Annotated in this window: 22 protein-coding genes; 13 read left to right on the top strand and 9 right to left on the bottom strand. The window is 68.5% G+C overall.

The features are described from left to right. Nucleotides 1–45: 45 nt before the first annotated feature. A complete protein-coding gene (locus tag ABDZ95_RS11510) occupies nt 46–558 on the bottom strand; it encodes a hypothetical protein (RefSeq protein ID WP_343793847.1) in 513 nt (170 codons plus the stop codon). A 181-nt stretch (nt 559–739) separates the two neighbouring features. Between ABDZ95_RS11510 and ABDZ95_RS11505 the strand changes: the two genes are divergently transcribed. The 4 genes from ABDZ95_RS11505 to ABDZ95_RS11490 all read left to right on the top strand — a co-directional run bounded on the left by ABDZ95_RS11505 (nt 740) and on the right by ABDZ95_RS11490 (nt 5,075). Continuing rightward, nucleotides 740–1,609 carry a 50S ribosomal protein L11 methyltransferase gene (locus ABDZ95_RS11505; protein ID WP_343793845.1) on the top strand — a complete coding sequence of 290 codons (870 nt, stop codon included), beginning with the start codon at nt 740–742 and terminating at the stop codon, nt 1,607–1,609. A 57-nt stretch (nt 1,610–1,666) separates the two neighbouring features. After that, the gene (locus ABDZ95_RS11500) at nt 1,667–2,158 is read left to right on the top strand and encodes a hypothetical protein (protein WP_343793843.1); all 492 of its coding nucleotides are present in this window, start codon (nt 1,667–1,669) and stop codon (nt 2,156–2,158) included. A 37-nt stretch (nt 2,159–2,195) separates the two neighbouring features. Further along, on the top strand, nt 2,196–4,010 hold the full coding sequence (locus ABDZ95_RS11495) for an aminopeptidase P family protein (RefSeq protein WP_343793840.1): 1,815 nt from the start codon (nt 2,196–2,198) through the stop codon (nt 4,008–4,010). Between the two features lie 75 nt (nt 4,011–4,085). Beyond that, complete coding sequence (locus ABDZ95_RS11490; protein WP_343793838.1) at nt 4,086–5,075, top strand: aldo/keto reductase; 990 nt, start codon at nt 4,086–4,088, stop codon at nt 5,073–5,075. A gap of 1 nt (nt 5,076) precedes the next feature. Here ABDZ95_RS11490 and ABDZ95_RS11485 read toward each other — a convergent pair whose 3' ends face one another. Further along, nucleotides 5,077–5,448 carry a VOC family protein gene (locus ABDZ95_RS11485; protein WP_343793835.1) on the bottom strand — a complete coding sequence of 124 codons (372 nt, stop codon included), beginning with the start codon at nt 5,446–5,448 and terminating at the stop codon, nt 5,077–5,079. 19 nt (nt 5,449–5,467) lie between these two features. Continuing rightward, nucleotides 5,468–7,789 carry an NAD-dependent DNA ligase LigA gene (ligA, locus tag ABDZ95_RS11480; protein ID WP_343793833.1) on the bottom strand — a complete coding sequence of 774 codons (2,322 nt, stop codon included), beginning with the start codon at nt 7,787–7,789 and terminating at the stop codon, nt 5,468–5,470. A 112-nt stretch (nt 7,790–7,901) separates the two neighbouring features. Between ligA and ABDZ95_RS11475 the strand changes: the two genes are divergently transcribed. The 3 genes from ABDZ95_RS11475 to ABDZ95_RS11465 all read left to right on the top strand — a co-directional run bounded on the left by ABDZ95_RS11475 (nt 7,902) and on the right by ABDZ95_RS11465 (nt 10,197). Beyond that, on the top strand, nt 7,902–8,858 hold the full coding sequence (locus tag ABDZ95_RS11475) for a M28 family peptidase (RefSeq protein WP_343793831.1): 957 nt from the start codon (nt 7,902–7,904) through the stop codon (nt 8,856–8,858). A gap of 45 nt (nt 8,859–8,903) precedes the next feature. Next, a complete protein-coding gene (locus ABDZ95_RS11470; RefSeq protein WP_343793829.1) occupies nt 8,904–9,458 on the top strand; it encodes a hypothetical protein in 555 nt (184 codons plus the stop codon). Between the two features lie 64 nt (nt 9,459–9,522). Continuing rightward, on the top strand, nt 9,523–10,197 hold the full coding sequence (locus tag ABDZ95_RS11465; protein ID WP_343793827.1) for a hypothetical protein: 675 nt from the start codon (nt 9,523–9,525) through the stop codon (nt 10,195–10,197). A 3-nt stretch (nt 10,198–10,200) separates the two neighbouring features. Here ABDZ95_RS11465 and ABDZ95_RS11460 read toward each other — a convergent pair whose 3' ends face one another. From ABDZ95_RS11460 to ABDZ95_RS11445, 4 genes are all read right to left on the bottom strand, one after another. Continuing rightward, entirely contained in the window at nt 10,201–11,709 is a 1,509-nt protein-coding gene (locus ABDZ95_RS11460; RefSeq protein ID WP_343793825.1) for a Ppx/GppA phosphatase family protein, read from the bottom strand. Continuing rightward, nucleotides 11,709–13,931 carry an RNA degradosome polyphosphate kinase gene (locus ABDZ95_RS11455; protein WP_343793823.1) on the bottom strand — a complete coding sequence of 741 codons (2,223 nt, stop codon included), beginning with the start codon at nt 13,929–13,931 and terminating at the stop codon, nt 11,709–11,711. The genes ABDZ95_RS11460 and ABDZ95_RS11455 overlap by 1 nt, the downstream gene beginning before the upstream one ends. 103 nt (nt 13,932–14,034) lie before the next feature. Further along, a complete protein-coding gene (locus ABDZ95_RS11450) occupies nt 14,035–15,051 on the bottom strand; it encodes an RcnB family protein (protein WP_343793821.1) in 1,017 nt (338 codons plus the stop codon). A gap of 156 nt (nt 15,052–15,207) precedes the next feature. Further along, complete coding sequence (locus tag ABDZ95_RS11445; protein ID WP_343793819.1) at nt 15,208–15,861, bottom strand: RcnB family protein; 654 nt, start codon at nt 15,859–15,861, stop codon at nt 15,208–15,210. Nucleotides 15,862–16,030: 169 nt separating this feature from the next. Here ABDZ95_RS11445 and ABDZ95_RS11440 point away from each other — a divergent pair, with 169 nt between their 5' ends. Together ABDZ95_RS11440 and ABDZ95_RS11435 are read left to right on the top strand one after the other, a co-directional pair. Continuing rightward, nucleotides 16,031–16,750 carry a glutathione S-transferase N-terminal domain-containing protein gene (locus ABDZ95_RS11440; RefSeq protein ID WP_343793817.1) on the top strand — a complete coding sequence of 240 codons (720 nt, stop codon included), beginning with the start codon at nt 16,031–16,033 and terminating at the stop codon, nt 16,748–16,750. Nucleotides 16,751–16,964: 214 nt separating this feature from the next. Beyond that, the gene (locus ABDZ95_RS11435; protein WP_343793815.1) at nt 16,965–17,264 is read left to right on the top strand and encodes a sel1 repeat family protein; all 300 of its coding nucleotides are present in this window, start codon (nt 16,965–16,967) and stop codon (nt 17,262–17,264) included. Nucleotides 17,265–17,309: 45 nt separating this feature from the next. On the opposite strand, the gene ABDZ95_RS11430 is transcribed toward ABDZ95_RS11435, so the two are convergent. Then, on the bottom strand, nt 17,310–18,074 hold the full coding sequence (locus ABDZ95_RS11430; RefSeq protein ID WP_343793813.1) for a polysaccharide biosynthesis/export family protein: 765 nt from the start codon (nt 18,072–18,074) through the stop codon (nt 17,310–17,312). 124 nt (nt 18,075–18,198) lie between these two features. Between ABDZ95_RS11430 and ABDZ95_RS11425 the strand changes: the two genes are divergently transcribed. The 3 genes from ABDZ95_RS11425 to ABDZ95_RS11415 are packed head-to-tail and all read left to right on the top strand — an operon-like array spanning nt 18,199 to nt 20,898. Beyond that, nucleotides 18,199–19,650, top strand: coding sequence for a GumC family protein (locus ABDZ95_RS11425; RefSeq protein ID WP_343793811.1), 1,452 nt, complete (start codon nt 18,199–18,201; stop codon nt 19,648–19,650). A 60-nt stretch (nt 19,651–19,710) separates the two neighbouring features. Further along, nucleotides 19,711–20,412: a P-loop NTPase family protein gene (locus ABDZ95_RS11420; protein ID WP_343793809.1), complete on the top strand. Its 702-nt coding sequence runs from the start codon at nt 19,711–19,713 to the stop codon at nt 20,410–20,412. A gap of 30 nt (nt 20,413–20,442) precedes the next feature. Further along, nucleotides 20,443–20,898 (top strand): hypothetical protein, encoded by a 456-nt coding sequence (locus ABDZ95_RS11415; protein ID WP_343793807.1) that lies wholly within the window; start codon nt 20,443–20,445, stop codon nt 20,896–20,898. Here the strand turns inward: ABDZ95_RS11415 and metC are convergent. After that, the gene (metC, locus tag ABDZ95_RS11410; protein ID WP_343793805.1) at nt 20,891–22,060 is read right to left on the bottom strand and encodes a cystathionine beta-lyase; all 1,170 of its coding nucleotides are present in this window, start codon (nt 22,058–22,060) and stop codon (nt 20,891–20,893) included. The two genes, ABDZ95_RS11415 and metC, sit on opposite strands and share 8 nt — an antisense overlap. Before the next feature lie 80 nt (nt 22,061–22,140). On the opposite strand from metC, the gene ABDZ95_RS11405 reads away from it, so the two are divergent. After that, nucleotides 22,141–23,256, top strand: coding sequence for an amino acid ABC transporter substrate-binding protein (locus tag ABDZ95_RS11405; RefSeq protein ID WP_343793803.1), 1,116 nt, complete (start codon nt 22,141–22,143; stop codon nt 23,254–23,256). Nucleotides 23,257–23,279: the final 23 nt, after the last annotated feature.

The raw sequence follows: 23,279 nt of genomic DNA, 5'->3' as shown, positions 1-23,279 counted from the left end.
CGGAGGAACGATCCTCCGGCCCTTCGTCGTTTCAGGCGGTGCGCCTTACTTCTTGCCGAAGATCGCGTCGGCCAGCTTGTCGAAGAAGCCCTTCTTCTCGGCGGGCTTCGGCGCGGCGGCGGCCGGAGCAGCGACGGGCGCCGGGGTCGGCGCAGGCGCCGGCTTGGGCGCAACGGCCGGAGCGGCGGCGGCGGGCTTCGGAGCCGCAGCCGGCTTCGGCGCAGCAGCCGGTTTGGCGGCCGGAGCGGCCTTGGCGACGGCAGGCTTCTTGGCAGCCGGCTTGGCGGCGGCCTTCGGAGCAGCCTTGGGAGCCGCGGCCTTGGCGGCGGGTTTCGCAGCGGCCTTCGCAGCGGCCTTCGGCGCAGCCTTGGCGGCCGGAGCCTTGGCCGGAGCGGCGGTCTTCACGGCCGGCTTCGCAGCCGCCTTGGGAGCGGCGGCTTTCGGCGCAGCCTTGGGCGCAACAGCCTTGGCGGCCGGCTTGGCGGCGGCCTTCGGAGCGGCCGCGGGCTTCGGCGCAGCGGCCTTGGCCGGCGCCTTTGCAGCAGCTGGTTTCTTCACGGCGCTCGACTTTGCCGCCGGTTTCGGCTTGGAAGCGGCGGACGCCGCCGGTTTGGCGGTACTCGACTTTGACGGTGCTTTGGCCATGGTATCCCCGACCCCTCGGAAGTTGTTGCGTGTGCTGGCGGTAGAGCGCACGCCAGCGCGTGTCTCGATTCGACAGCATACCGGCGTTTGAGAAATGTCCGAGTCCGCAGTTCAAATAATCGCACGCGGTTCGCGCAGTGTTGCAGAAGCCGCAGCCGCCGACCTGGATTCCGACGTCCTGCTGGAGGGCGCGACCTATTCGATTCTCGAGGAAGACGAGGACAAGGGCGTCTGGCGCATCGACGCCTTCCCGACGACCGATGAGGAAGCCGAGGGCATCGAGGCGCGGCTGAAGGCGCATGCCGATCTGGTCGTGACGGTCGAGAAGCTGGCCGATGCAGACTGGCTGGCCATGTCGCTGTCCGGCCTGCCGCCGGTCGAGGCCGGGCGCTTCTTCGTCTATGGCGCGCACGATCAGGGTCGGGTGCCGCCCAATCGCGTGAACCTGAAGATCGACGCGGGCGCCGCCTTCGGCACCGGTCACCACGGCACGACCGTCGGCTGCCTGCTGGCCTTCGACGAACTGCTGAAGAAAGAGCGGTTCGAGCGGGTGCTGGACGTCGGCTGCGGCACGGGCGTGCTGGCCATCGCGGCGGCGCGCACCGGTTCGAAGATCGCGGTCGGCACCGACATCGATGCACCCTCGGTCCGGATCGCCAACGAGAACGCCAAGCTGAACATGGCCGACGCCCGGTTCGTTCACGCCTCGGGCCTGAATGACCGCAAGGTGCGCGGGCAGGGACCCTACGATCTGGTGTTCGCCAACATCCTGGCCCCGCCGCTGGTCGCCCTGTCGCAGGACATCAAGGAGGCCCTGCACATCGGCGGCGTCGCCATCCTTTCGGGCCTGCTGCGCACGCAGGAGCGTCGGGTGACGGCGGCCTATCTGTCACGTGGCTTCGTGCTCGAGCGCCGCATCCATCGCGACGCCTGGAGTGCGCTGGTGCTGAGGCGAGTGGGTTAACGACGGAACATCGCGGGTCGCGGCGTCGTTTCGCCGGAAACGTTCTGGAGGAACGCCGTGACCCATCATGATCCCAACCTTGATCCCGCGCCGGGCGAGATCGTCCGCGAGACCGTCGTGACCCGCGGGCCGCGCACCGAAACCGTCGAAACGGTCGTGGTGCGCGAGTCCAACACCGGTTGGTGGGTGGCGGGCATCCTGGGCGGCGTCGTGTTGATCGCCGTGCTGTGGATCCTGTTCGCGCGCGGGGCGGAGACCCCGGTGACGGATCAGGCCCTGCTGGACGCCCAGGTCGATGCGGTCGAGGCCCAGGCCGCCGCCGATCGCGCGGCCGTCGCCGGTCAGGTCGCCAGCGCCCAGGCCAGCGTTGATATCGCCCGCGCAGACGCGGTCCGTTCGCAGGCCGAGGCAGCCCGCGCCAGCGCCGACGCCCGCGCTGCAGAGGCCCGCGCGACCGAACCGCTGATCATCGAACGCCAGACGACCTCGCCCGCGCCCCCGATGCCCTCCGCCGAGGCGACTGTTCGACCGACAGCGCCGCAGAACTGATCTTGCGATAGGGGCGGGGAACGCTAGTTTCCGCCCCATGCGCCAGACCTACGACGAAACCACCGATCCGTCCTTCGGGGCGAAACACCTTCCGCGCGTCCGCGCCCGCATGGCCGAGCAGGGCCTCGACGGCATGCTGGTTCCGCACGAGGACGAGCATCAGAACGAGTATCTGCCGGCGGCCAACGACCGGCTGGCGTGGATCAGCGGCTTCACCGGCTCGGCGGGTGCGGGCGTGGTGATGAAGGATCGCGCGGCGGTCTTCGCCGACGGTCGCTACACGGTTCAGGTCCGCGCCCAGGTCGATGCCGGGCAGTTCGAAATTCTCGACCTCGTCGAAGGCGGGGTGCCGGCCTATCTGGAAAAGGCTCCCAAGGGCGCCGTGATCGGCTACGACCCGCGCCTGCACAGCCCCGACGCGTTGGCTGTCCTGAAACGCGCGGCCGCCAAGGCCGGCGCCGAGCTGAAGGCCGTCGAGGTCAATCCGGTCGATCAGGCCTGGGCCGACGAGCGCCCGGCCCAGCCGGCCGCACCCGTCGTGCCGCATGACGATAAATACGCCGGCGAGAGCAGCGCCTCGAAGCGCGCCCGCATCGGCGAGGCGGTGAAGACAGCCGGCGCCGACGCGACCGTTCTGACCGCGCCGTCGTCCATCGCCTGGCTGTTCAATGTGCGCGGCGGCGACGTCATCCGCACGCCGCTGCCGCTGTCGCAGGCCATCGTGAAGACGGATGGTTCGGCCCGCCTGTTCATCGATCCTCGCAAGGTCACCAACGAGCTCCCCGGCTGGCTGGGCGACGCTGTGACGGTAGAGGCGCCCGAGGCTCTGGACGAGGCGCTGGACGCCCTGTCGGGCCAGAAGGTCCTGATTGATCCGGGCCAGTCCTCGGCCTGGTACTTCGACCGGCTGGAGGCCGCAGGCGCGACCGTCGTGCGCGGTATGGATCCCTGCACCCTGCCGCGCGCCGCCAAGAACCCGGTGGAGATCGAGGGCTCGCGTCAGGCCCACATCCGCGACGGCGCGGCGCTGGCCCGCTTCCTCCACTGGGTCGATACGGCTGCGCAGGAGAGCCTGCCGAGCGAGCGTGAGGTCGCCGAGACGCTGGAGCGGTTCCGCGAGGAGACCGGCGCGTTGAAGGATCTCAGCTTCGACACCATCGCAGGCGCCGGCCCGAACGGCGCCCTGCCGCACTACAAGCCGGTGACCCGCACCATCCGTCACATCGAGAGCGGAAGCCTGCTGCTGGTGGACGGCGGCGGCCAGTATCTGGACGGCACCACCGACGTGACCCGCACCATGTCGATCGGCACGCCGACGGCGGACCAGAAGCGGATGTTCACCCTCGTGCTGAAGGGCCACATCGCCATGGCGACCGTGCGCTTCCCGGTCGGCACGACGGGCCACCAGCTGGACGCCCTGGCGCGTCTGCCCATGTGGATGCAGGGCTTCGATTACGACCATGGAACGGGTCATGGGGTCGGCAGCTACCTCGGCGTTCACGAGGGGCCGCAGCGCATCGCCAAGGCGGTGAACACCCAGCCGCTGCTGACCGGCATGATCCTGTCGAACGAGCCGGGCTACTACCGCGAGGGCCACTGGGGTATCCGCATCGAGACCCTGCAGGTGGTCACCGAGCCGACCCCGATCCCGGGCGGTGAGCGGCCGATGCACGGCTTCGAGCAACTGACCTTCGCGCCCATCGACCGCAAGCTGATCGACGTCGCCCTGCTGACGCCGGACGAGCGCGCCTACGTCGATGCCTATCACGCCGAGACCTTGGCCAAGGTCGGCCCGCTGCTGGACGGCGAGGCGAAGACCTGGCTGGAGATGGTCTGCGCGCCCTTGCAGTAGGCGGGTCCGGCGCCCAGTTCTGATGGCCCGGCGAGTTCCCGTCGCCGGTTTCCAGACAGAGCAGGAGATACGCCGATGAAGACGCGCACGCTGGGCTGTTCAGGTCCCGAGGTTTCGGCCGTCGGCCTGGGCTGCATGGGCATGGCCGCCTTCTATGGGCAGGCGTCCGACGAGGCGCAGGCGACCGCGGTGATCCATCGCGCGCTCGATCTGGGCGTCACCTTCCTCGACACGGCCGAGATGTATGGGCCGCACACCAATGAGCTTCAGGTCGGCAAGGCGCTGGCCGACCGGCGCGACCGGGCCTTCGTCGCGACCAAGTTCGGCATCGGCTACAACGCCGACCGTACGGCGCTGAAGGTCGACGGTTCGCCCGCCAATGTCCGCCGCGCCATCGAGGGCAGCCTGCAGCGCCTCGGCATGGATCACGTCGATCTCTACTATCTGCACCGCGTCGACCCGGACACGCCGATCGAGGAGACGGTCGGGGCGATGGGCGAACTGGTGAAGGAGGGCAAGGTGCGCTTCCTCGGCCTGTCCGAGGCCGCGCCGGCGACCATCCGCAAGGCGCATGCGACGCACCCGATCACCGCCCTGCAAACCGAATACTCGCTGTGGAGCCGCGAGCCGGAGGACGAGATACTCGCCACCGTCGAGGAGCTCGGCATCGGCTTTGTGCCTTACAGCCCGCTTGGGCGTGGGTTCCTGTCGGGGGACATCAAGTCCATCGACGATCTGGCGGCCGACGACTTCCGTCGCTCGAACCCGCGCTTCATGGGTGAGAACTTCCAGAAGAACCTCGACCTCGTCGACGCGGTCGGCGCCATCGCGGCGGACAAGGGCGTGACGCCGGCCCAGCTGGCGCTGGCCTGGGTGCTGGCGCAGGGCGAGCACCTCGTGCCGATTCCCGGGACCCGGCGCATCCGCACGCTGGAGGACAACGCCGCGGCCGCCGACATCGTGCTTTCGGCCGAGGACCTGTCCCGGATCGAGGCGGTCTTCCCGAAAGGCGCGGCGTCGGGCGATCGCTATGCCCCGGCCGGCCGCTCTGCGCTGAACCGCTAGATCAGCCCGCGGGCGGCGCGCCCGGTTCCCACAGCTCGATGGCGTTGCCTTCGGGATCGTGGATCCGGGCGAACCGGCCGATCTCCGGATGGGCGTCCCACTCGGGCTTGGTGATGACCTCGATCCCGGCGGCGCGCAGGCTCGCCAGCAGATCGTCCAGCCCCTCGACCCGCAGGTTCAGCATCGTCTGTTGCTCTGCAGGGTAGTAGTCGCTGTCGGCCTTGAACGGCTGGAACACCGTCGGCCCGGCCTGCTGGTTCCAGATCCAGACGCCCTCGGGCGCGCCGACGCCCAGATGCGTCAGATACCATTCGCCCAGCGCCTTCGGGTCCTTCGACCGGAAGAACAGTCCGCCGATACCGGTCACAGGCACGGTCGCCTCCCTTGGCTGTCTATCCGCCTATCAGCGCCAGCCACTCGTCCTCGGTCAACACCGCGACGCCATGCTTCTGCGCCTCGGCCAGCTTGGAGCCCGCGCCGGGGCCGGCGACGAGGTAGTCGGTCTTCTTGGACACCGAGCCGGAAACCTTGGCCCCCAGGCTCTCGGCCCGTGCCTTGGCCTCGTCGCGGGTGAAGCGTTCGAGCGCGCCGGTGAAGACGACGGTCTTGCCGGCGACGGCGGTGTCGGTCTTCGGGCGCTCGGCGTCCTCAATCGTCTCGAGCTGTTCGATCAGGGCGTCGACGACGGCGCGATTGTGCGGCTCGTGGAAGAACTGGGCCAGCGCGCGGGCGGCGACGGGGCCGACACCCGAGATGCCGGCGATCTCGCCCAGCGTCATCGATGGCCCGTCCTCGCGGGCGATCCGGGCCAGCTCGATGATCGCGGGCCAGTCGGGAGCCAGAACGGCCAGGGCCCGGCGGGCGGGGGAGGCTACGCCGGGGAAGGCCAGCGACAGCTTCTGATCCAGCGGCGCCTCGGGCCACGGATCGGCGGATGACAGCTGGGCCTCGGCCATAACCGCGAGGGTGCGGGCGGAGACGCCGTGGCCTTCGGCCAGCTGGGTCCAGGCGGCGGTGGGAATGCCCTGCGACGCCGCCTCGCAGGCGGCGCGGAACGCGGTCCACGAGCCGAAGCGGCGGGCCAGCAGGATCGAGGTCTGCTCCCCGATGTCCCGAATGCCGAGCGCGAAGATCAGCCGGTCCAGCGCGATCGTGCGCCGCGCGTCGATGCCGGCGACCAGGTTGCGCACGCTGGTCTCGCCGTAGCCGTCCTCGGCGCGGAGCTGGGCCAGCCGGTCCTCGTCGCGGGCCAGCCGGAAGATGTCGGCGGGCTCCTTCAGCCAGCCGCGCTCGTGGAAGGCGACCAGCTGCTTCTCGCCCAGCCCCTCGATGTCGAAGGCGCGGCGGCCGACGAAATGCTTCAGCCGCTCGACCAGCTGGGCGTCGCAGACCAGACCGCCGGTGCAGCGCCGCCGCACCTCGCCCTCGGGCCGTTCGGCCTCGGAACCGCAGACCGGGCAGTGGGTCGGGAAGACATAGGGCGCGGCGTCCGCCGGCCGTTTGTCGGCCACGACGCCAAGGATCTGCGGGATCACGTCGCCGGCGCGTTGCAGGATTACCGTGTCGCCGATCCGCACGTCGCGGCGGGCGATCTCGTCCTCGTTGTGCAGGGTGGCGTTGCGCACCACCACGCCACCGACGGTCACTGGATGTAGCCGCGCGACCGGGGTCAACGACCCCGTCCGCCCGACCTGGATGTCGATGCCTTCGAGGACCGTCTGGGCCTGCTGGGCCGGGAACTTATGGGCGATGGCCCAGCGGGGCGTGCGGGCGACGAAACCGAGCCGCTGCTGCCAGTCCAGTCGGTCGACCTTGTAGACCACACCGTCGATGTCGTAGCCGAGCCCGGCGCGGTCAGTCTGAAGACCGTCGTACAAGGCGATCAGTCCGGCGGCGTCCTCGACCCGTTTCGAGCGCGGATTGACCTTGAAGCCCCAGCGTTCGAGCGCCTCCAGAGCGCCGGCCTGGGTTTCCGCGAATGGCTCGGAGGTCTCGCCCCAGGCGTAGGCGAAGAAGCGCAAGGGACGCGTCGCCGTGATCGCCGGGTCCTTCTGCCTCAGCGAGCCGGCGGCGAAGTTGCGGGGATTGGCGTAGGTGCGCCCGCCCTCGGCCTCGGCCGCCGCGTTGAAGGCGTCGAACTCGGCGTTGGGGGCGTAGACCTCGCCGCGGATTTCGATGACGTCCGGCCAGCCTGATCCCGACAGTTTCGCCGGGATGTCGGAGATGGTGCGCAGGTTGGCGGTGACGTCCTCGCCCTTGCGGCCGTCGCCCCGCGTCGCGCCCTGGACGAAGACGCCCTTTTCGTAGCGCAGGCTGGCGGACAGGCCGTCGATCTTGGGCTCGGCGACGAAGGCGACATGCTCGTCCGCCGGCAGTTTAAGAAAGCGCCGGATGCGCGCCTCGAAGTCCGCGACCTCGTCCTGCGAGAAGGCATTGTCCAAGGACAGCATGGGCACGCCGTGGCGGACTTCGGCGAACTGACTGGAGACCGGACCGCCCACGACCTGCGAAGGCGAGCTGGCGGAGGTCAGGTCGGGGAAGGCGTCCTCGATCTCCAAGGCCCGGCGCTTCAGGGCGTCGTAGTCGGCGTCGGTGATCTCCGGCGCGTCCTGCCCGTGATAGAGGGTGTCGTGGCGCGCCAGTTCCGCCGTCAGCCGGTCCAGCTCCGCGCGGGCGTCGCTCTCGCTCAACTGTTCGACGGGCATGTCGGTCATGGGGCGCTCCGGAATCGATGCCGTGTTCTAGCGTCCGTCCGGCGATGACAGGAAGTTAATCTGACGTGGCGCGTTCCGGCCGCTAGCGTTCGCGCGATCTCAGGAGAATCCCTTGGCCCGCTTCCACCTCGCCCTGTCGTCCGCCGCTGTCGCGCTGATCCTTGCCTCGTGCGCCCCGACCGAGACGGCTCCGACGCCGACGGTCGCCGTGGCTCCGGCCTTCCAGACGCAGCTTCTGGAGGACGTCCGCATCCTGGCCTCCGACGAGATGGCCGGCCGCGACACCGGATCGCCCGGCGGCGAGGCCGCGCGCAACTATATCGTCGGCCGCTTCGAGGCGATCGGCATTCCGGCGCCGGCCATGGGCCGCCTGCAGCCGTGGGAGATGACCGGCCGCACCCGCGCCGGGCCCAAGGTCTACAACGGCGTCAATGTGCTGGGCATGATCCCGGGCACGCGTGTCGGCGACCGCTACATTGTCGTCACCGCCCATTACGACCACGTCGGCGTGAACGACGGCCAGATCTTCAACGGCGCGGACGACAACGCCTCGGGCGTGGCCACCATGCTGGCGCTGGCCGCGGACCTGAAACGTCAGGCACCGGAGCATGGCGTGATCTTCGTCGCGCTGGACGGGGAGGAAAGGGGGCTGCTTGGCGCGAAGCATTTCGTCGAAGCGCCGCCGGTGCCGCTAACCTCGATCGCCATGAACCTGAACTTCGACATGACCGCGCGCGCCGAGACCGACGGCAAGCTGTGGGTCACGGGCACCTACCAGAACCCGACGTTCCGCCCGATCCTCGAAGGCATTCCTGCCGATGGCGCGGTCGCACTGGCCTTCGGCAAGGACACGCCCGAGGACACCGGCTCTGACAACTGGGTCGAGGCTTCGGACCACGCGGCCTTCCACCGGGCGCAGGTGCCGTTCCTGTACCTGGGCGTGAACTATCACCCCGATTACCACCGCCCGTCGGACGATTTCGAGCGCATCACGCCCTCGGTCTTTGTCAGCGCGACCAGCCTTTCGATTGCCTCTTTCCGGGCGCTGGATCGCGCGCTGAATCGCTAGACAGGCGAGGCGCATGGCCTCAGCCTTAGGGCTGAGGAGATCACCATGCGTCACGTCCCGGCTCTGGCCGCCATCCTGTCTGCTCTCGCCCTCGCAGCTTGTGGGGATTCCGGAAACGGGGGCTCGAATGCGCCCGCCGCACCCGCTGCGTCCAGCTACGCTGCCGGCTATGATCTGTCCGGCTATTACCTGCCGCTGGATCCGGTCCAGTCCGGCAAGTGGAGCCTGCACCACGTCTTCGTCGGTCAGGCGGCCGAGTTCGAGAGCTGGCAGGCGGGGCAGCGCAGCGGGACCTTCGGCCCGGTCATGCTCCAGTTCGACGACACCTCCAGCCCCATGGTCCAGAGCGAGATCGGTGAGGCGCACAGCGTGACGGTGCGGGTTCTGCCGACCTCCTACACGGTCAACGACGCCCAGATCCGCTTCGAGGGGCAGTCACCCGAACTCGGGCGCGTCAGCTTCGACGGCCGTCTGGACCAAGGCGCGCTGGCAACCTCGCGCCGCAACCTCGGCGACGAGGGCGCGGTCCTGACCGGCTCGCTCAAGATCGGCGACGCGCGCCCGCAGGCCGTGCGCATGCGCTGGTGGATGGGTGACTGAAAACTACCCGTGGATGGAGTGGAGAGTCGCGCGACAGGCCCGCGTCGTTCGCCTCCGCGAAGCCATGTTCCGGTCCCTGGATGAAGCACGGGCCGGATGGGAGGCCGCGTTGGTCAACGGCGCGTCCAACAGCTTCCTCTGGCACGGTTCGCTGTTCCGGGTGGATCGCGCGCGAGGGTTCGTCTTCGCCGGCGATCCGGGCAATCCTTCAGGAGTCGTGCCCCCCGAAGAGGATGAAGTCGACATCTATGCCGGTGAGTATCAGCTGGAGGATGTGGGCCAGCTGTCGAGAGCATGGGCCTCGCTCCTCGGCGGCTTCCAGCGTCGGGCGGTCTGGGAAATTTCACTGGCCAAATTCTTCAACCTCGCGGTCGTCCAGCCGCGGGTGAACCCGGCATTCGGTCCGCTGTTCTGGCTGTTCCTCGCCGACGACAGCGGGCCGGGACCGGTCTGGGACTGGTCGGAGAACATGTTCCACCGCGTGAGCCCGATGATCTTCCAGCTGTCGGAGCATCCGGATCTGGTCCCGTCCCCCGCAGAGGTTCGACAGGCCCAGATCGCGTTCCTCGAATCCGGTTGGCCCGGCTCGACGGATGCGACCTGCGCCGGACTGTCCGAGGAGGACTGGACCCGGCGGTGCGAGGCCATGCGGGTCGAACACCAGCAGATGGTCGACGACCGGTTCTTCGATCGCATTCTCGAGCGTATCGACGCCGAGACCGGCGGTGCGTTCGACTGAGGCTCAGTCCCTTCCGTCGATCTGCAGCTTCAGGCCCGCGGCGTCCGCGAGCGCCTTGGCCCGGCGGCGGGTCTGTTCGCCCAGAAGCACGTCTGCATAGCCGTCCGAGGCGGTTAGCGACAGCAAATCGCCCCTTACCGTCGCGCGGGCGTTGACCAGCAACTGCGCCGAGCGGCCGGAGAGGTCGCAGGCGAGGCGGATCGCGAGGCCGAGCGCCCGCGCCGCCTGCCGTTGTTCCTCGTTCAGCAGGCGGACGATCGTATCCGGCTCTGGCGTGGCCGAGGGGCCGCCGTAGCGGGCGTTGATGGCCGTGGCGAGGAAGGCGCGCTCGGCGTGGGTCTGGCCCGGCACGGGCGCTCGCAGCACCTGATCGAAAGCCAGTTCGACGCGGTGGTCGGGATGAAGACGCGCGCCGAGGTCGGCGAGGCGGCACAGGGCGTCGGCCAGTTCGCCGTCGCGCTTCGCATCGAAGCCGGTCGGCAGGGCGGCCATGAGCGGCTCGATCCACGCCCGAAGCGCGCCGGGCAGGGTGGGGGAGATGCCTTGCCGCGCGCCCAGCGCCGACGACCCCGCCAGCAGGGGATCGACCGAGGCGACGTCGTCGTCCAGCGCCTCGAACAGCAGGCCCTCGCGTACGCCCCAGGCCGAGAGAACAATGGTCTTGAGCCCCAGCCGTTCGATCAGGCCCTCAAGCACGAGCGCGGCGTGGGGCAGGGTCTCGGCCCGCTTCTTCGACAGGCCCGGCCATTTCTCCAGCGAGGCCTTTGACTGCCGGGCGACCAGCCGGGCGACGTCGCGCGCCTCGTCGGCGTTCATCGCGTACTGATGGACGATGTGCAGCGGGTAGCCGGACACATCCATGTGGACCTGCGCCAGGGTGCGCCATGCGCCGCCGACCGCGTAGAGAGTATCCGTCTGGTAGTTGCCGGCGGGCTTCAGACGGCGCGCGATCTCGTCGCGACGCTTTCCGGCGTCGAAAGCCTTCCCGTCGGCGAGGGCAAACGGGCCCAGCGGCAGGGTGATGCCCGTGCCGACCTGACCGTTCTCCATGCGCACCAGTTCGAGGCTGGAACCGCCAAGGTCGGCGGTCACGCCTTCGGCATGAGGAATGCCTGCCAGAACGCCCAGCGCTGCGTATCGCGCCTCTTCCTCGCCGGACAGAACCCGGACTTTCAACCCGGTCTCGGCGGCGACGGTGTCGCAAAACGAGGGGCCGTCCTCGGCCTCGCGCACGGCAGCGGTGGCGGCGACGAAAACGTGGGCGGGCTGGACGCCCTCGATCACGGCGGCGAAGCGTTTCAGCGCGGTCAGGGCCTGCGCCGCGCCTTCGACGGACAGGCGTCCGGTGGCGGCCAGATCGCGGCCGAGGCCGGCCAGAACCTTCTCGTTGAATACCGTCCAGATCGCCCGCCCTTCCAGCCGGTACAGCACCAGACGGACCGAGTTGGAGCCGATATCGATCGCGGCCACGTCGCGCGGGGCGCCGATGGCCGACAGCAGGGCCTCGGGCATCAGCGCTTCTTACGCTCCGGGCGGTAGGTGAGGTGGCCTGGAAGGGTCTTCACCTTGCGGCCGCGGCCCGAAAGGCTGGGGTTGGTCATGAAGTATTTGTGCGCCGAGAACGGCCGCTCCGGATCGACCGGCGCGACACGGTGGTAGACGCCGTCGGCGTCCAGCACCCAGCTTTGGGCATCGTCCTTGAGGTTGGCGAGCATGATCTGGTCCAGCACCTGATCGTGAACCGTGGCGTTCAGCACCGGGGTCATCAACTCCACCCGACGGTTCAGGTTGCGCGGCATCCAGTCGGCGGACGAGATGAACAGCTTCGCCTTGTCGTTCGGCAGGTCGCGTCCATTGGCGAAGGCTATGATCCGGCTGTGCTCCAGGAACCGGCCGACGATCGACTTGACCCGGATGTTCTCGCTCAGCCCTTCGACGCCCGGCCGCAGGCAGCAGATGCCGCGAATGACCAGTTCGATGCGCACGCCCCATTGGCTGGCGCGATACAGGGCGTCGATGATCTCCGGGTCGACGAGCGCATTCATCTTCACCCAGATCGCCGCCGGCTTGCCCTGGGCGGCGGCGGCCATCTCCTTGCCGATGAGGTCGATCAGCGTCGACTTCATGTTCATCGGCGAGACGATCAGGCTTTCGAGTTCGTCGGGCTCGGCATAGCCGGTGATGTAGTTGAAGACCCGTGTCGCATCGCGAGCCAGCCGTGGATCGCAGGTGAACAGGCTCAGGTCGGTGTAAACCTTGGCGGTGACCGGGTGATAGTTGCCGGTGCCGAAGTGGCAGTAGGTCTTCAGCCCGTCGCCCTCGCGCCGGACCACGACGCTGACCTTGGCGTGGGTCTTCCATTCGACGAAGCCGAAGACGACGTGGACGCCGGCGCGCTCCATCGCGCGGGCCCACTTCAGATTGGCTTCCTCGTCAAAGCGGGCCTTCAGCTCGACCAGTGCGGTGACGTTCTTGCCGTTTTCGGCCGCCTCGATCAGGGCGGCCACGATCGGGCTGTCCTTGGAGGTCCGGTACAGGGTCTGCTTGATGGCGATGACGTTGGGATCGCGCGCGGCCTGACGCAGGAACTGAACCACCACGTCGAAGCTCTCGAACGGGTGGTGGATCAGCATGTCCTTCTCGCGGACCGCCGCGAAGATGTCGCCGCCGTTGTCGCGCACCCGCTCCGGATAGCGCGGTTCGTAGCCGGTGAACTTCAGGTCGGGATGTCCGCCGGGGATCAGTTCAGCGACCTGGGCCAGGCCCAGCATGCCATCGACCAGAACGATGTCCTGCGGTGCGGCGTCCAGCTGGTCCGTGATGAAGATACGCAGGTCGTCCGGCATGGACGCCTCGATCTTGATGCGCACCACCGAACCGAGGCGTCGCTGCTTCAGCGCCTCCTCGAACTCCATCACCAGATCCTCGGCCTCTTCCTCGATTTCGATGTCGCTGTCGCGGATCAGGCGGAAGACGCCGCGCTCCAGCACCTCGCAGCCGGGGAACAGGTGGTCGATGAAGAGCATCAGCAGGCTCTCCAGCGTGACGTATCGTTTGCGCCCCGGCGTCGAGCGCCCGTCGGTCGCCAGAGGCCAGAACCGCTTCACCTGCGTCGGCACCGGCACGAGGGCGTAAAGGGTGCGGTTGTCCGACCGCCGCTTCAGCTTCAGCGCCAGCGAGAAGCCGAGGTTGGGCAGGAAGGGGAAGGGGTGCGCCGGGTCGATCGCCATCGGCGTCAGAACCGCGAACAGCTGGTTCAGGAATTCCGGCTCCAGCCGGTCCCGTTCGGTCTTGGTGATCCGCTGGGCGTCGACGACCTCGATGCCTGCGACCGCCAGCTCACGCTTCAGCTTGCGCCAGCGGCGCTGCTGCTCGGTCATCAGGACATTGGCGGCGACGTTGACCTTCTCCAGCGCCTCCAGCGGCGTCAGCCCGTCGGGCGACACCACGCGGACCCGCTCGCGCACCTGGCCCTTGATGCCGGCCACGCGGGTCATGAAGAACTCGTCCAGATTGTTGGCCGAGATCGACAGGAAGCGCAGGCGCTCCAGCAAAGGATGCGCGGGGTTGGCGGCTTCCTCCAGCACCCGGCCGTTGAAGGCCAGCCATGAGGTTTCGCGGTTGAAGAACCGCTCGGGCGAGGCCATCAGCTCTTCGGACAGCCTGAACTGCGGGGCGCGGGAGGAGGGGACCTCCTCGCCGGTCGTGCTGTCGGTGATCGCGGCGTCGGTCATCGGACGGTTCTGACCCGTCGCGACCTTCGCCGCAACCTCGGTTTCGTAACGAAAAACGCCGCCCGACGCGGGTCGGACGACGTTTCCTCAGTGCTCGGATGATCTACCAGCGCCAGGCGTCGTAGATCACGTCGATGATGTATCCGTCGTACTCGTCGATCAGGTAGATGTGGTTGTCGACCAGCACCCAGCGCGTGCCCTCGGGCGGATAGCCGAGGCCGTAGGTGCGCCAGTCGTCCAGTCGGTAGCGCCAGAAGATCGAGGGCAGGAAGTCGCCCGCGTACCAGCGCTGGTTCCAATAGTTCCGCGGCACGCTGTAGTAGCCGTAGCCCGGCGCGAAATAGAAGCCGATCCGGACGCCGCTGTACCCGCGCCAGCGACGGTCGTTCCGCCACCAGCCGGAGGTGTTGCGGCGCTGCCAGTCGCGCCGCCACTGGTCGCCATTGAAACGACGACGGAACTCCTGACGGTCGCGATCGCGGTCGCGTCCACGGTTCCAGCCGCCGTTGCGGTCCCGATCGCGGTTCCAGTCGCCCCGGTCGCGGTTCTGGTCGCGATCGCGGTTCCAGTCGCCGTTCGGGCGGTCCGGACGGTTCGGCTGGCCGGGACGGTCGGGACGGCCCGGCTGGCCCGGGCGATCGGGTTGCCCCGGACGGTTCCAGCCACCATCGCGGTCGCGGTTCCGCTCGCCATCGCCACGCGGACGATCCGGGCGATCCTGACGCGGCGTGTCGGGCCTCGGCTGGCCGCGGTCGCGATTCCGGTCGCCGTCGGGACGATCCGGTCTGGCGCCGCGATCGGGGCGTTCGCCGGACTGGCCTCGATCGCGATCCCAACCGCCCTCAGGGCGGCTCGGGCGTTCGGGGCGGGATTCCCGTGGCGGTCGCTGCTGCTGGGTTTCCGACCGCTCGGACCGCTCCGGACGAGCGGGGCGCGGTTGTTCCGGTCGCGCCTGTGGAGGCGCGGCCTGCGGCATGGATCGCATCATGCGTTCCTCGCCGCCGTTCTGCTCGGCGGCTCCGCGCCGTTGGCCGCGGTCCTGGGCGACCGCCGCAAGTGGAGAGACGGCTGGCACGACGAATGTCGTAACCGCGACCGCCACCATGAAAGAGCGCTTCATTCTCGTTATTGTCCCCGCACGCCCCTGTCAGACGGCTTGATGCAAGGTTCGCTCCACGTCGATGAACCGTGACTGAACGAACGGCGTCGTCCCTGAATGCAAAAGCGCCCTGCAGACCGGGATCTGCAGGGCGTCTCTGAAGTTCGGCGTCCGGCTCTAGAAGACGCCCGACATCACGCTGGCGATCAGGCCGGTGGCGATGGCGATCATGACGATGTCATTGCCGGCGTGGACGTAGCGATAGCCGCGAGGCGCTTCGCGCAGGCCGTACACATAGGGGTCACGGACATAGTAGTTGCGATAGGCGGCGGGCAGGTATCCGCCGCGCTGCCAGCGATAGCCGTAATAGCGCGGTTCGACCCGGTAATAGCCGTAGCTCGGCGCGTACCAGTAGCCGCTGCGGGCGCCGCGATAGTCACGGAAGTCGCTGCGGCCGCGCCACCAGTCGCGATTGTTGCGATCCCAGCGGCCGTTGTTCCAGTCGCGACGGTCATCCCGACGTTCGTTGCGGAAGTCCCGGCGGTCGTCGCGGCGCTCATTACGGAAGTCGCGGCGATCATCCCGGCGGTCCTGACGATAGTCGCGGCGGCTATCGTAGTCGCCCTGACGCCAGTCGCGCCGATCATCGCGACGTTCGTTGCGGAAATCCCGACGGTCGTCGCGCCGATCCTCGCGATGGTCGCGGCGGTCGTCCCGGCGATCCTGGCGCCACTCGCGGCGGTCGCCGCGATCCTGCGCCTGGGCGGCGATCGGCGCGGCGGTGGCCGTAAGCGCCACCCCGATGATCGCGGCCTTGATGAAGCGGTTCATGATCCATCTCCTGCTTCGGGCCGGCGACGGAAAGTCGGGGCGGTCCCGTTAATCATGAGGCGAAGGTCTGCCTCGCCGCATGAACTGCCGCTGAACATCTCTGTCAGCTTTGGCGGTTGCGCCCCTGCGCGCCCGCGCCCATGTCGGAACCAGCGTTGCAGGAGCCGACATGACCCGTCCGATCGAACTCTGGTACTGGCCCACGCCCAACGGCTGGAAGGTCTCCATCGCGCTGGAGGAGATGGGCCTGCCCTATGAGATGAAGCCGGTGAACATCGGCGCGGGTGAGCAGTTCGATCCGGCCTTTCAGGCCATCAGCCCGAACGGCCGCATGCCGGCCATCGTCGATCCGGATGGTCCCGACGGCCAGCCCCTGTCGATCTTCGAGTCCGGCGCGATCCTTCAGTATCTCGGCGTGAAGTCGGGCCAGTTCTATCCGCAGGACCCGCGCGGCAAGGCCGAGGTGGACCAGTGGCTGTTCTGGCAGGTCGGCGGACTCGGGCCCATGGCGGGCCAGACCCACCACTTCCGTCAATACGCGCCGGCCATCGTGAAGGATCAGCGCCAGTTGGCCTATGGCGTGAACCGCTACACCAACGAGACCCACCGGCTGTACGGCGTGCTGAACCGGAGGCTGGCGGATCGGGATTTCCTCGCTGGCGATTACTCCATCGCCGACATGGCGGCCTGGCCATGGATCCTCCCGGAGCTGCAGGGCCAGTCGCTGGACGAGTTCCCGCACCTCAAGGCGTGGATGGCCCGCGTCGGCGAACGGCCGGCCGTGCAGCGGGGAAGGGCGCTGGGCGACGACCTGCGCAGGAACCTCGCCGCCTCGGGCAAGGCGGCCGAGGACGCACGCAAGGTGCTGTTCGGACAGCGCGCCCGGTAACCTTGCGGGAAGGTTCGCGCAACTCTTCGTTAGGGTGGGTAAACCGGAGATTTCGGAGAGATTTCAGAGGTCTTTACGGCCGCGATTATTCTCGTCCGAAAGCGTGAAATCGGCTGTTCCGGGCCTCCGTTGTTAATCTTACCTTCAAACCGCGGGTATTTCATTCGTGTCAGAGGGCGACGCTAGAACGGCGAGGGGCCCGGGAGATACGAGAATGAACGCGCAAGAAATCGCGCCGAACCTGGTCGAAGAGGCTCTGCCGCTGCCGACCGTCGACATGAACGGGGACGACCTGTTCCGTCTGGGCATGATGTACTCGACCGGTCAGGGCGGCTGCCCGATGGACCGCGTCTCGGCCCACATGATTTTCAATCTGGCCGCCCTGAAGGGCTCCATGGAAGCGCGCGTCTACCGCCGCGAGATGAGCCAGGAGATGGACCGCGAGGAAATCGCCGAGGCCCAGAAGGCCGCGCGCCACTGGATCGATGCGGGCGTAGTTCGCCTCGCTGCATAAGCTCGCGCTCAAGCAGCGAGCCGTCGCGCGGCGAGCGATAGCGCCCTAGAAGTTCTGATACTGCCCGCCGAGGGCGTAGGTGAAGCCGACGGGCAGGGCGTTGCGGAACTGGGTGACGAAGTTCGCTACCTCGCCCAGCGTCGAACGCGGCACGAAGATGATGTCTCCTCGCCGCAGGGCGATGACCTCGCCGCGGCGCGGCCTGAGATCGGCCGCTCTCATCATCCGGACGCCGCCGGGCCCGCGGCGGATAAGCGCCACCTCGCCCTGTCTGGCGGTCGGAAGGAAGTCGCCGGCCTGGATGATGGCCTGATAGGCGTCCAGATCGCCATTCATCTCGATCATGCCGGGCGTGCGCACTTCGCCGCCCACCCAGACCCGGATCGGCCCCGCGGTCTTCAGCGTCACTTCCACGACCGGACGCCTCAACTGACTGGCATAGGCGCTCGAGGCGTCTGCCTCCAGTTCGGCGATGGTTCGATCCGCGGCCATGATCTGGCCAACCAGCGGAAGGGAAATCCGGCCGTCCGGGCCGATCCTCTGGGTGCGCGTCAGCTCCGCCGCGGTCGGCGTGGCGATCTCGATCTCGTCGCCTGGATACAGGACGTACTCCGGCTCCATATCCGTCCAGGTCGCAAATCCGATCTCGGGGAATGAGGTGCGGTCGGTCGACTGCACGCGCCCCGCGCTGGCCTGCGAGGGCGGGGGAATCCGCGAGTCCTCGCCCATGAGGCCGCCACCGCAGCCGGACGCCATGGCTCCGCTTGCGCCGATGAGGCCCAGCAGCATGAGACGGCGGTCGATGGACATGACGGAATCGTTCCCGAAGCGGCGTTGGACGCAGGTTGTTACGCTTATGGGTAACCCATGGTTAACGCGGGTAAGCGAAGGCTGACACCCAACAGTCCCGTTTGATGGAATCAGTCCGCCCCGCATGCGCGCTACGGCCTACACGACAGTCCGCCCGCGCTACGGGATCGCCGACGTCATCGGCCTGCTGTTCCGTGAACTGCTGCTGATGATCGTGATCTTCCTCGTGATCTTCGCGATCGGTACGGCGGCCGTGCTGACGTTGAAGCGCAGCTACACCGCGACCTCGACGGTCTACGCGGGCGTGGGTCAGGAGTATGTCTATCAGCCGCGCGTCGGCGCGATCCCGACGGATCGCTCGGGCCAGCCGCTCGAAGCCGATGCCGTCGCCCAGTCGGAGGCCGCGATCCTCGGCAGCCTCGAGGTCAAGCGCCGCACCGTCGCCGCACTCGGCGCGGACCGCATCCTCGGCCCGACAGCCAAGGGAACGCCAGCCGAGCGCGAGGTCGCGGCACTGAAGGTTCTGGACGGTGGCCTGGGCGTCGGGGTCACCCCGGGCAGCGCCATCATCTCGGTGGCCTTCAAGTCCGACGACGCCGAGCGTGCCGCCCTGATCCTGAACGCCGTGGTCGACCAGTACCTGATCCAGCGCCGCGCCGTGTTCCGCGGACAGGGCAGCCAGGCCTTCGCCGACCAGCGCGAGGCGTTCGAGAGCGAGCTGACCTCGGCGGACGAGGCCTATGAGGCCTTCCTGCAGTCCAACAATATCGGCGACTTCGCGACGGCCAAGGCGACGTTGGCGGCGACTTATCAGACAGTCTTCGCCGACGCCCTGTCGGTCCGCGCGCAACTCAATCAGGCCAGCCAGCGTCTGGCGACGCTGGAGGCCCAGCTGGCTCGGCAGCCCGCCGAGGTGGTGCTGCAGCAGGATCTGAACATTTCGGCGCAGGACCAGATTCTGCAACTGCGGACCGAGCGCGAGAACCTGCTCGCCCGTTACACCGAGGACTCCCAGCCCGTTCGCGACATCGATGAGCGGATCGCCGGCCTGCAGGCCTATGTGGCCACCGGCACGACAGTCGGCCCCAAGGAGGTCCGCACCGGCCCCAGCACCATCTTCACCGAGATCGAGACGACGCGGATCAACGCCGCCGCCGATCGCGACGCTCTCGGCGCGCGTCTGGCGGTTCTGGAAGGCCAGTTGAACCAGTTGCGCTCCCGCCAGGCCGACCTGACCCGACTGGAATCGACAAACGCCACCCTGATGGGCAACCGCGATAACCTCAGCGCCGCGGTGCGCGACTTCCAGCAGCGCGAGAGCCAGTCCCGCGCCGACAGCGCCCTGGTCGCCGCCGGCGCCGACAACGTCCGCGTCATCGCCCGGGCCGAGGCGCCCACGCGCGGCTCCAGCCTGAAGATGCCTTTGCTGGCCGCCGTCTTCCTGTTCGCCGGCTTCACCGCCCTGTGCGTCGGCCTTCTGCGGATATTCACCCGCCGTGGGTTCACCACGCCGGAGTCGACAGGCCGGACGCTCGACCTGCCGGTGCTGGCCGTCGCTCCGGTGAAGGCCCGATGACCCCGCACGGGACCCGAGGCGTGATAGCCTGCGGGCCTGTTGTCCGCATCTGACGATTCGATGGTCGATCTCACTTCCGAAATGGCCGCTCTCTGGGCGGCGCTGGGACCGGCGCCGGCTCACCGCGGGCGCGTGATCCAGGTCGTCTCGGCCAACTCGGGCGAGGGATCCTCGACGGTCGCGCGCGAGTACGCCCGTCTTGCGGCTGTCCGCGCCCGTCGCCCGGTCTGGCTGGTCGACGCCGATCTGGCCCAGCAGGGGCAGGCCGAACAGATCGCCGCCGCGCCGGATCGCTTCGGCCGCATCGGCAAGGCCGCGATGGCGACGCCCGACGGCTCGATCTTCTTCGCGGTGACGCCGCGCGTCATGGATCGCGAGGGCAAGCCGGTGCACCCGGCCCGCCTGATCAGCGCCCGGCCCTGCCTTGGCGGACGCCTCTGGGTGACGCGGTTCACGACCGAGAACCTGCGCTCTGGCCAGCGCGCCGAGGTGGTCGCCGATGCCCGCTACTGGGACTCCCTGCGCCGCCATGCCGACACGGTGGTGATCGACTCGCCCTCGACCGACCGCAGCGACACGGCCATCACGCTGGCGCCGTTCGTCGATGCCACCGTTCTTGTCGTCGCGGCCGAAAGCACCGCGCCGGGCGATCCGCTGATCCTGCGCGACGAGATCGAGGCCGTGGGCGGCAAGATCGCCGGCGTGGTCGTCAATCGCTCCAGCTACAAGCCGCCGGCCTTCCTCAAGCGCCTGACGGGCTGAACCGGAGCCGAAGCCGGACGTTCGCGCGTCATGGCCCGTGCGCTGAAAACCTTCTCCTATTCCGACGGCTTCCACGTCTGGACGGTCGCCGCCTCTTCACGGATCAAGGCGCTGGAGGCCTTCGGCGTGAAGCGCGACCTCTTCAAGGACGGCTCGGCGAAGGAGATCGATAGCGGCCCGGATCGTGAGGAGGCCCTCAAGTCTCCCGGCGAGTTGATCGAGCGTGGTCTGTCTGTCGATGTCGGCAAGGTCACCAAGGCGTCCGCGACACCGAAGTCGAAGAGCGACGTCGGAGATCGAAAGCGCGTCGAGGCGCTGGAACGCGAACTGGATGCGCTCGATCAAACCCAGACGACCGAGCGCGAGGAACTGGCGGACCGTCGCACGGCGCTGGACAAGGAGGCGGCTGTGTTGGAGCGGACCCAGACGAAAACGCGGGAGGCGTTGAAGTCGAAGCTGAAAACCGCCCGGGCGAAACTCAGCTAGGGGCCCGCCACGCTTCAAGGCCTGCTTCCAGATCCGCGATCAGGTCGGCCGGATCTTCCAGCCCAACATGCAGCCGCAGCAGTTGACCTTCGATCTGCGGCGGCCGGTTGCGCATCGAAATCTGCCCGTTCTCGTGGGTAATCAGGCTCTCGAACCCGCCCCAGGAGTAGCCGAGCCCGAACAGCGTCAGGGCCGACATGAAGGCATGGGCCGCAGCTTCATCTCCACCCTTCATCACGACCCCGAACAAGGAGGCGGCGCCGGTGTAGTCGCGGTTCCAGAGCGCATGCGCCCGATCGCCGGGCAGGGCGGGCCACATCACGCGGGAGACCTCAGGCTGTTGCTGCAACCAGTCGGTGACGATCTGCGCCGAGCGCGCCTGCTCGGCATAGCGCAGGGACAGGGTGCGAAGGCCGCGTAGCGCCAGCCAGGCGTCGTCGGGCGATACCCGCCAGCCCAGATCCTCGATGGTGTCGGCGATCTCCCGGCGCAGCATGGGGTCGGTCGCGGCGATCGAGCCCATCAGCAGATCGGAGTGGCCGCCGGCATACTTGGTCAGGGCCTGCACGCTGACATCGACGCCATGCTCCAGCGGGCGGAAGGCCAGACCCGCCGCCCAGGTATTGTCCATGATCGTGATGACGCCCCGCTCGCGGCAGGCTGCGGCGAGGGCGGCGACATCGACCATCTCGAACGTCAGCGAGCCCGGCGATTCGATCAACAGCACGCGCGTGCGGGCCGTCAGGGCGGCGAGGATCTCACCGGTCGAGGCGTCCGGCGAATGGAAGGTCGTCATTACGCCTCGCGCCCCGAGATGGCGCTTCAGGAACCGGCGGGTCGGACCATAGGCGGCGTCCGTGGTCAGCACCTCGTCGCCCGGACGGAGAAGGGCCGTCAGCGGCACGGTCACAGCGGCCAGCCCCGACGGGACCAGCCAGGCGTCCGCCGCCCGCTCCAGATCGGCGATCGCCCGGCGCAGCTCCGTTGCGGCGGACAGGTCCTCGATCCCGTACACCGGCCCCAGCCGCTCGTTGCGCATGTCGCCCGGCGCGTCGTTCAATATCGTGGACGCGCGTTCGATCGGCGGCGAGACCGGCCGACGACCGCGTCCGCGGCGCGTCGCGCCGGCGATCAGGCGGGTTCTGTCGGCTGGATCGGTCATTCGGTCGGTCCCGGGGTTGCGGATCACGCCCCAAAGGCCTCTAAACGGGCCGGGGCGCAAGCGGGCACAGGCGAGGCGGCATGCGGGCACGACGGACGGACTGGATCAGGCTGACGGCCACGGGGCTGGCCCTGTCGATGGGGTTGCTGGCGGCCGCCTGCGGTCGCGGCGAGGCGCCGGCCGACGATCAGGCGACCCAGGAAGCGCAGGAAGCCGTCGCCGCGCCCGAGTTCACCAGCCCGACCCTCCAGGCCATCAAGCGCCGCGGCCGCCTGAACTGCGGTGTGCACGAGGGCCTGGTCGGCTTCGCCTACACCGATAACCGCGGCCAGTGGCGCGGCTTCGATGTCGACTTCTGCAAGGCGCTGGCCGCTGCCGTGCTCGGCAACGCCGATGCCGTGCGGTTCGTGCCCCTGACCAGCAGCCAGCGTTTCGACGCCCTGCGGAGCGGCCGGGTCGACGTACTGTGGCGCACCACCTCCTGGACCCTGTCGCGTGAGGCGCAGGAAGGCGTCCGTTTCGCCGGGGTGAACTACTACGACGGGCAGGGTTTCCTCGTCCGCCGCTCGCTGGATCTGGCCAGCGCGGCCGAGCTCAACGGCGCCCGCATCTGCGTCCAGCGCGCCTCGACGTCCGAGCTGAACGTCGCCGACTGGTTCCGCGCCCGCGGCATCGAGTACCGCCCGGTCGTCACAGCGAACGAGGAGGCTGCGCGCGAGGCCTATGCGCGTGAGGACTGCGACGCCTTCAGCGCCGACATCTCCGCCCTTGCCGCGGCGCGGACCCTGCTGTCGAACCCGGAACAGCACACAATCCTGCCCGACGTGATCTCCAAGGAGCCGCTCGGCCCGGCGGTGAAGCGGGGGGACGAAGCCTGGACTTCGGTGGTCCGCTGGACGCTGAACGGCCTGGTTCTCGCCGAGGAGCTGGGCGTCACGCGGGAGAACGTCGACAGCATGGTCGGTGAATCGCGTGATCCGCGCGTCCGTCGCCTTCTGGGCGCCGAGGGTGAGCTCGGCGAAATGCTGGGGCTGTCCAGAAACTGGATGAGGAACGCGATCAAGGCCGAGGGAAACTATGGGGAAATCTTCTCCCGGAACATCGGTCCGGATTCCCCTCTCGACCTGGCGCGTGGCCTTAACGCACAATGGAATGCTCGGCCGGGCGGCCTGATCTACGCCCTGCCGATCCGATAACGACGCCTGCAGGGAGCAGGGCG

Source organism: Brevundimonas kwangchunensis, assembly GCF_039523815.1.
Taxonomy (GTDB): domain Bacteria; phylum Pseudomonadota; class Alphaproteobacteria; order Caulobacterales; family Caulobacteraceae; genus Brevundimonas; species Brevundimonas kwangchunensis.
This window is presented reverse-complemented; position numbering and strand designations above follow the sequence as displayed.

Bases quoted from the DNA above. Each gene is read 5' to 3' on its own strand.
- ABDZ95_RS11455 (WP_343793823.1), bottom strand. From the start codon at position 13,931: ATGACCGACGCCGCGATCACCGACAGCACGACCGGCGAGGAGGTCCCC.
- ABDZ95_RS11505 (WP_343793845.1), top strand. From the start codon at position 740: ATGTCCGAGTCCGCAGTTCAAATAATCGCACGCGGTTCGCGCAGTGTT.
- ligA (WP_343793833.1), bottom strand. From the start codon at position 7,789: ATGACCGACATGCCCGTCGAACAGTTGAGCGAGAGCGACGCCCGCGCG.
- ABDZ95_RS11470 (WP_343793829.1), top strand. From the start codon at position 8,904: ATGCGTCACGTCCCGGCTCTGGCCGCCATCCTGTCTGCTCTCGCCCTC.
- ABDZ95_RS11465 (WP_343793827.1), top strand. From the start codon at position 9,523: ATGTTCCGGTCCCTGGATGAAGCACGGGCCGGATGGGAGGCCGCGTTG.
- ABDZ95_RS11460 (WP_343793825.1), bottom strand. From the start codon at position 11,709: ATGCCCGAGGCCCTGCTGTCGGCCATCGGCGCCCCGCGCGACGTGGCC.
- ABDZ95_RS11425 (WP_343793811.1), top strand. From the start codon at position 18,199: ATGCGCGCTACGGCCTACACGACAGTCCGCCCGCGCTACGGGATCGCC.
- ABDZ95_RS11440 (WP_343793817.1), top strand. From the start codon at position 16,031: ATGACCCGTCCGATCGAACTCTGGTACTGGCCCACGCCCAACGGCTGG.
- ABDZ95_RS11495 (WP_343793840.1), top strand. From the start codon at position 2,196: ATGCGCCAGACCTACGACGAAACCACCGATCCGTCCTTCGGGGCGAAA.
- ABDZ95_RS11490 (WP_343793838.1), top strand. From the start codon at position 4,086: ATGAAGACGCGCACGCTGGGCTGTTCAGGTCCCGAGGTTTCGGCCGTC.
- ABDZ95_RS11420 (WP_343793809.1), top strand. From the start codon at position 19,711: ATGGTCGATCTCACTTCCGAAATGGCCGCTCTCTGGGCGGCGCTGGGA.
- ABDZ95_RS11405 (WP_343793803.1), top strand. From the start codon at position 22,141: ATGCGGGCACGACGGACGGACTGGATCAGGCTGACGGCCACGGGGCTG.
- ABDZ95_RS11450 (WP_343793821.1), bottom strand. From the start codon at position 15,051: ATGAAGCGCTCTTTCATGGTGGCGGTCGCGGTTACGACATTCGTCGTG.
- ABDZ95_RS11415 (WP_343793807.1), top strand. From the start codon at position 20,443: ATGGCCCGTGCGCTGAAAACCTTCTCCTATTCCGACGGCTTCCACGTC.
- ABDZ95_RS11430 (WP_343793813.1), bottom strand. From the start codon at position 18,074: ATGTCCATCGACCGCCGTCTCATGCTGCTGGGCCTCATCGGCGCAAGC.
- metC (WP_343793805.1), bottom strand. From the start codon at position 22,060: ATGACCGATCCAGCCGACAGAACCCGCCTGATCGCCGGCGCGACGCGC.
- ABDZ95_RS11445 (WP_343793819.1), bottom strand. From the start codon at position 15,861: ATGAACCGCTTCATCAAGGCCGCGATCATCGGGGTGGCGCTTACGGCC.
- ABDZ95_RS11435 (WP_343793815.1), top strand. From the start codon at position 16,965: ATGAACGCGCAAGAAATCGCGCCGAACCTGGTCGAAGAGGCTCTGCCG.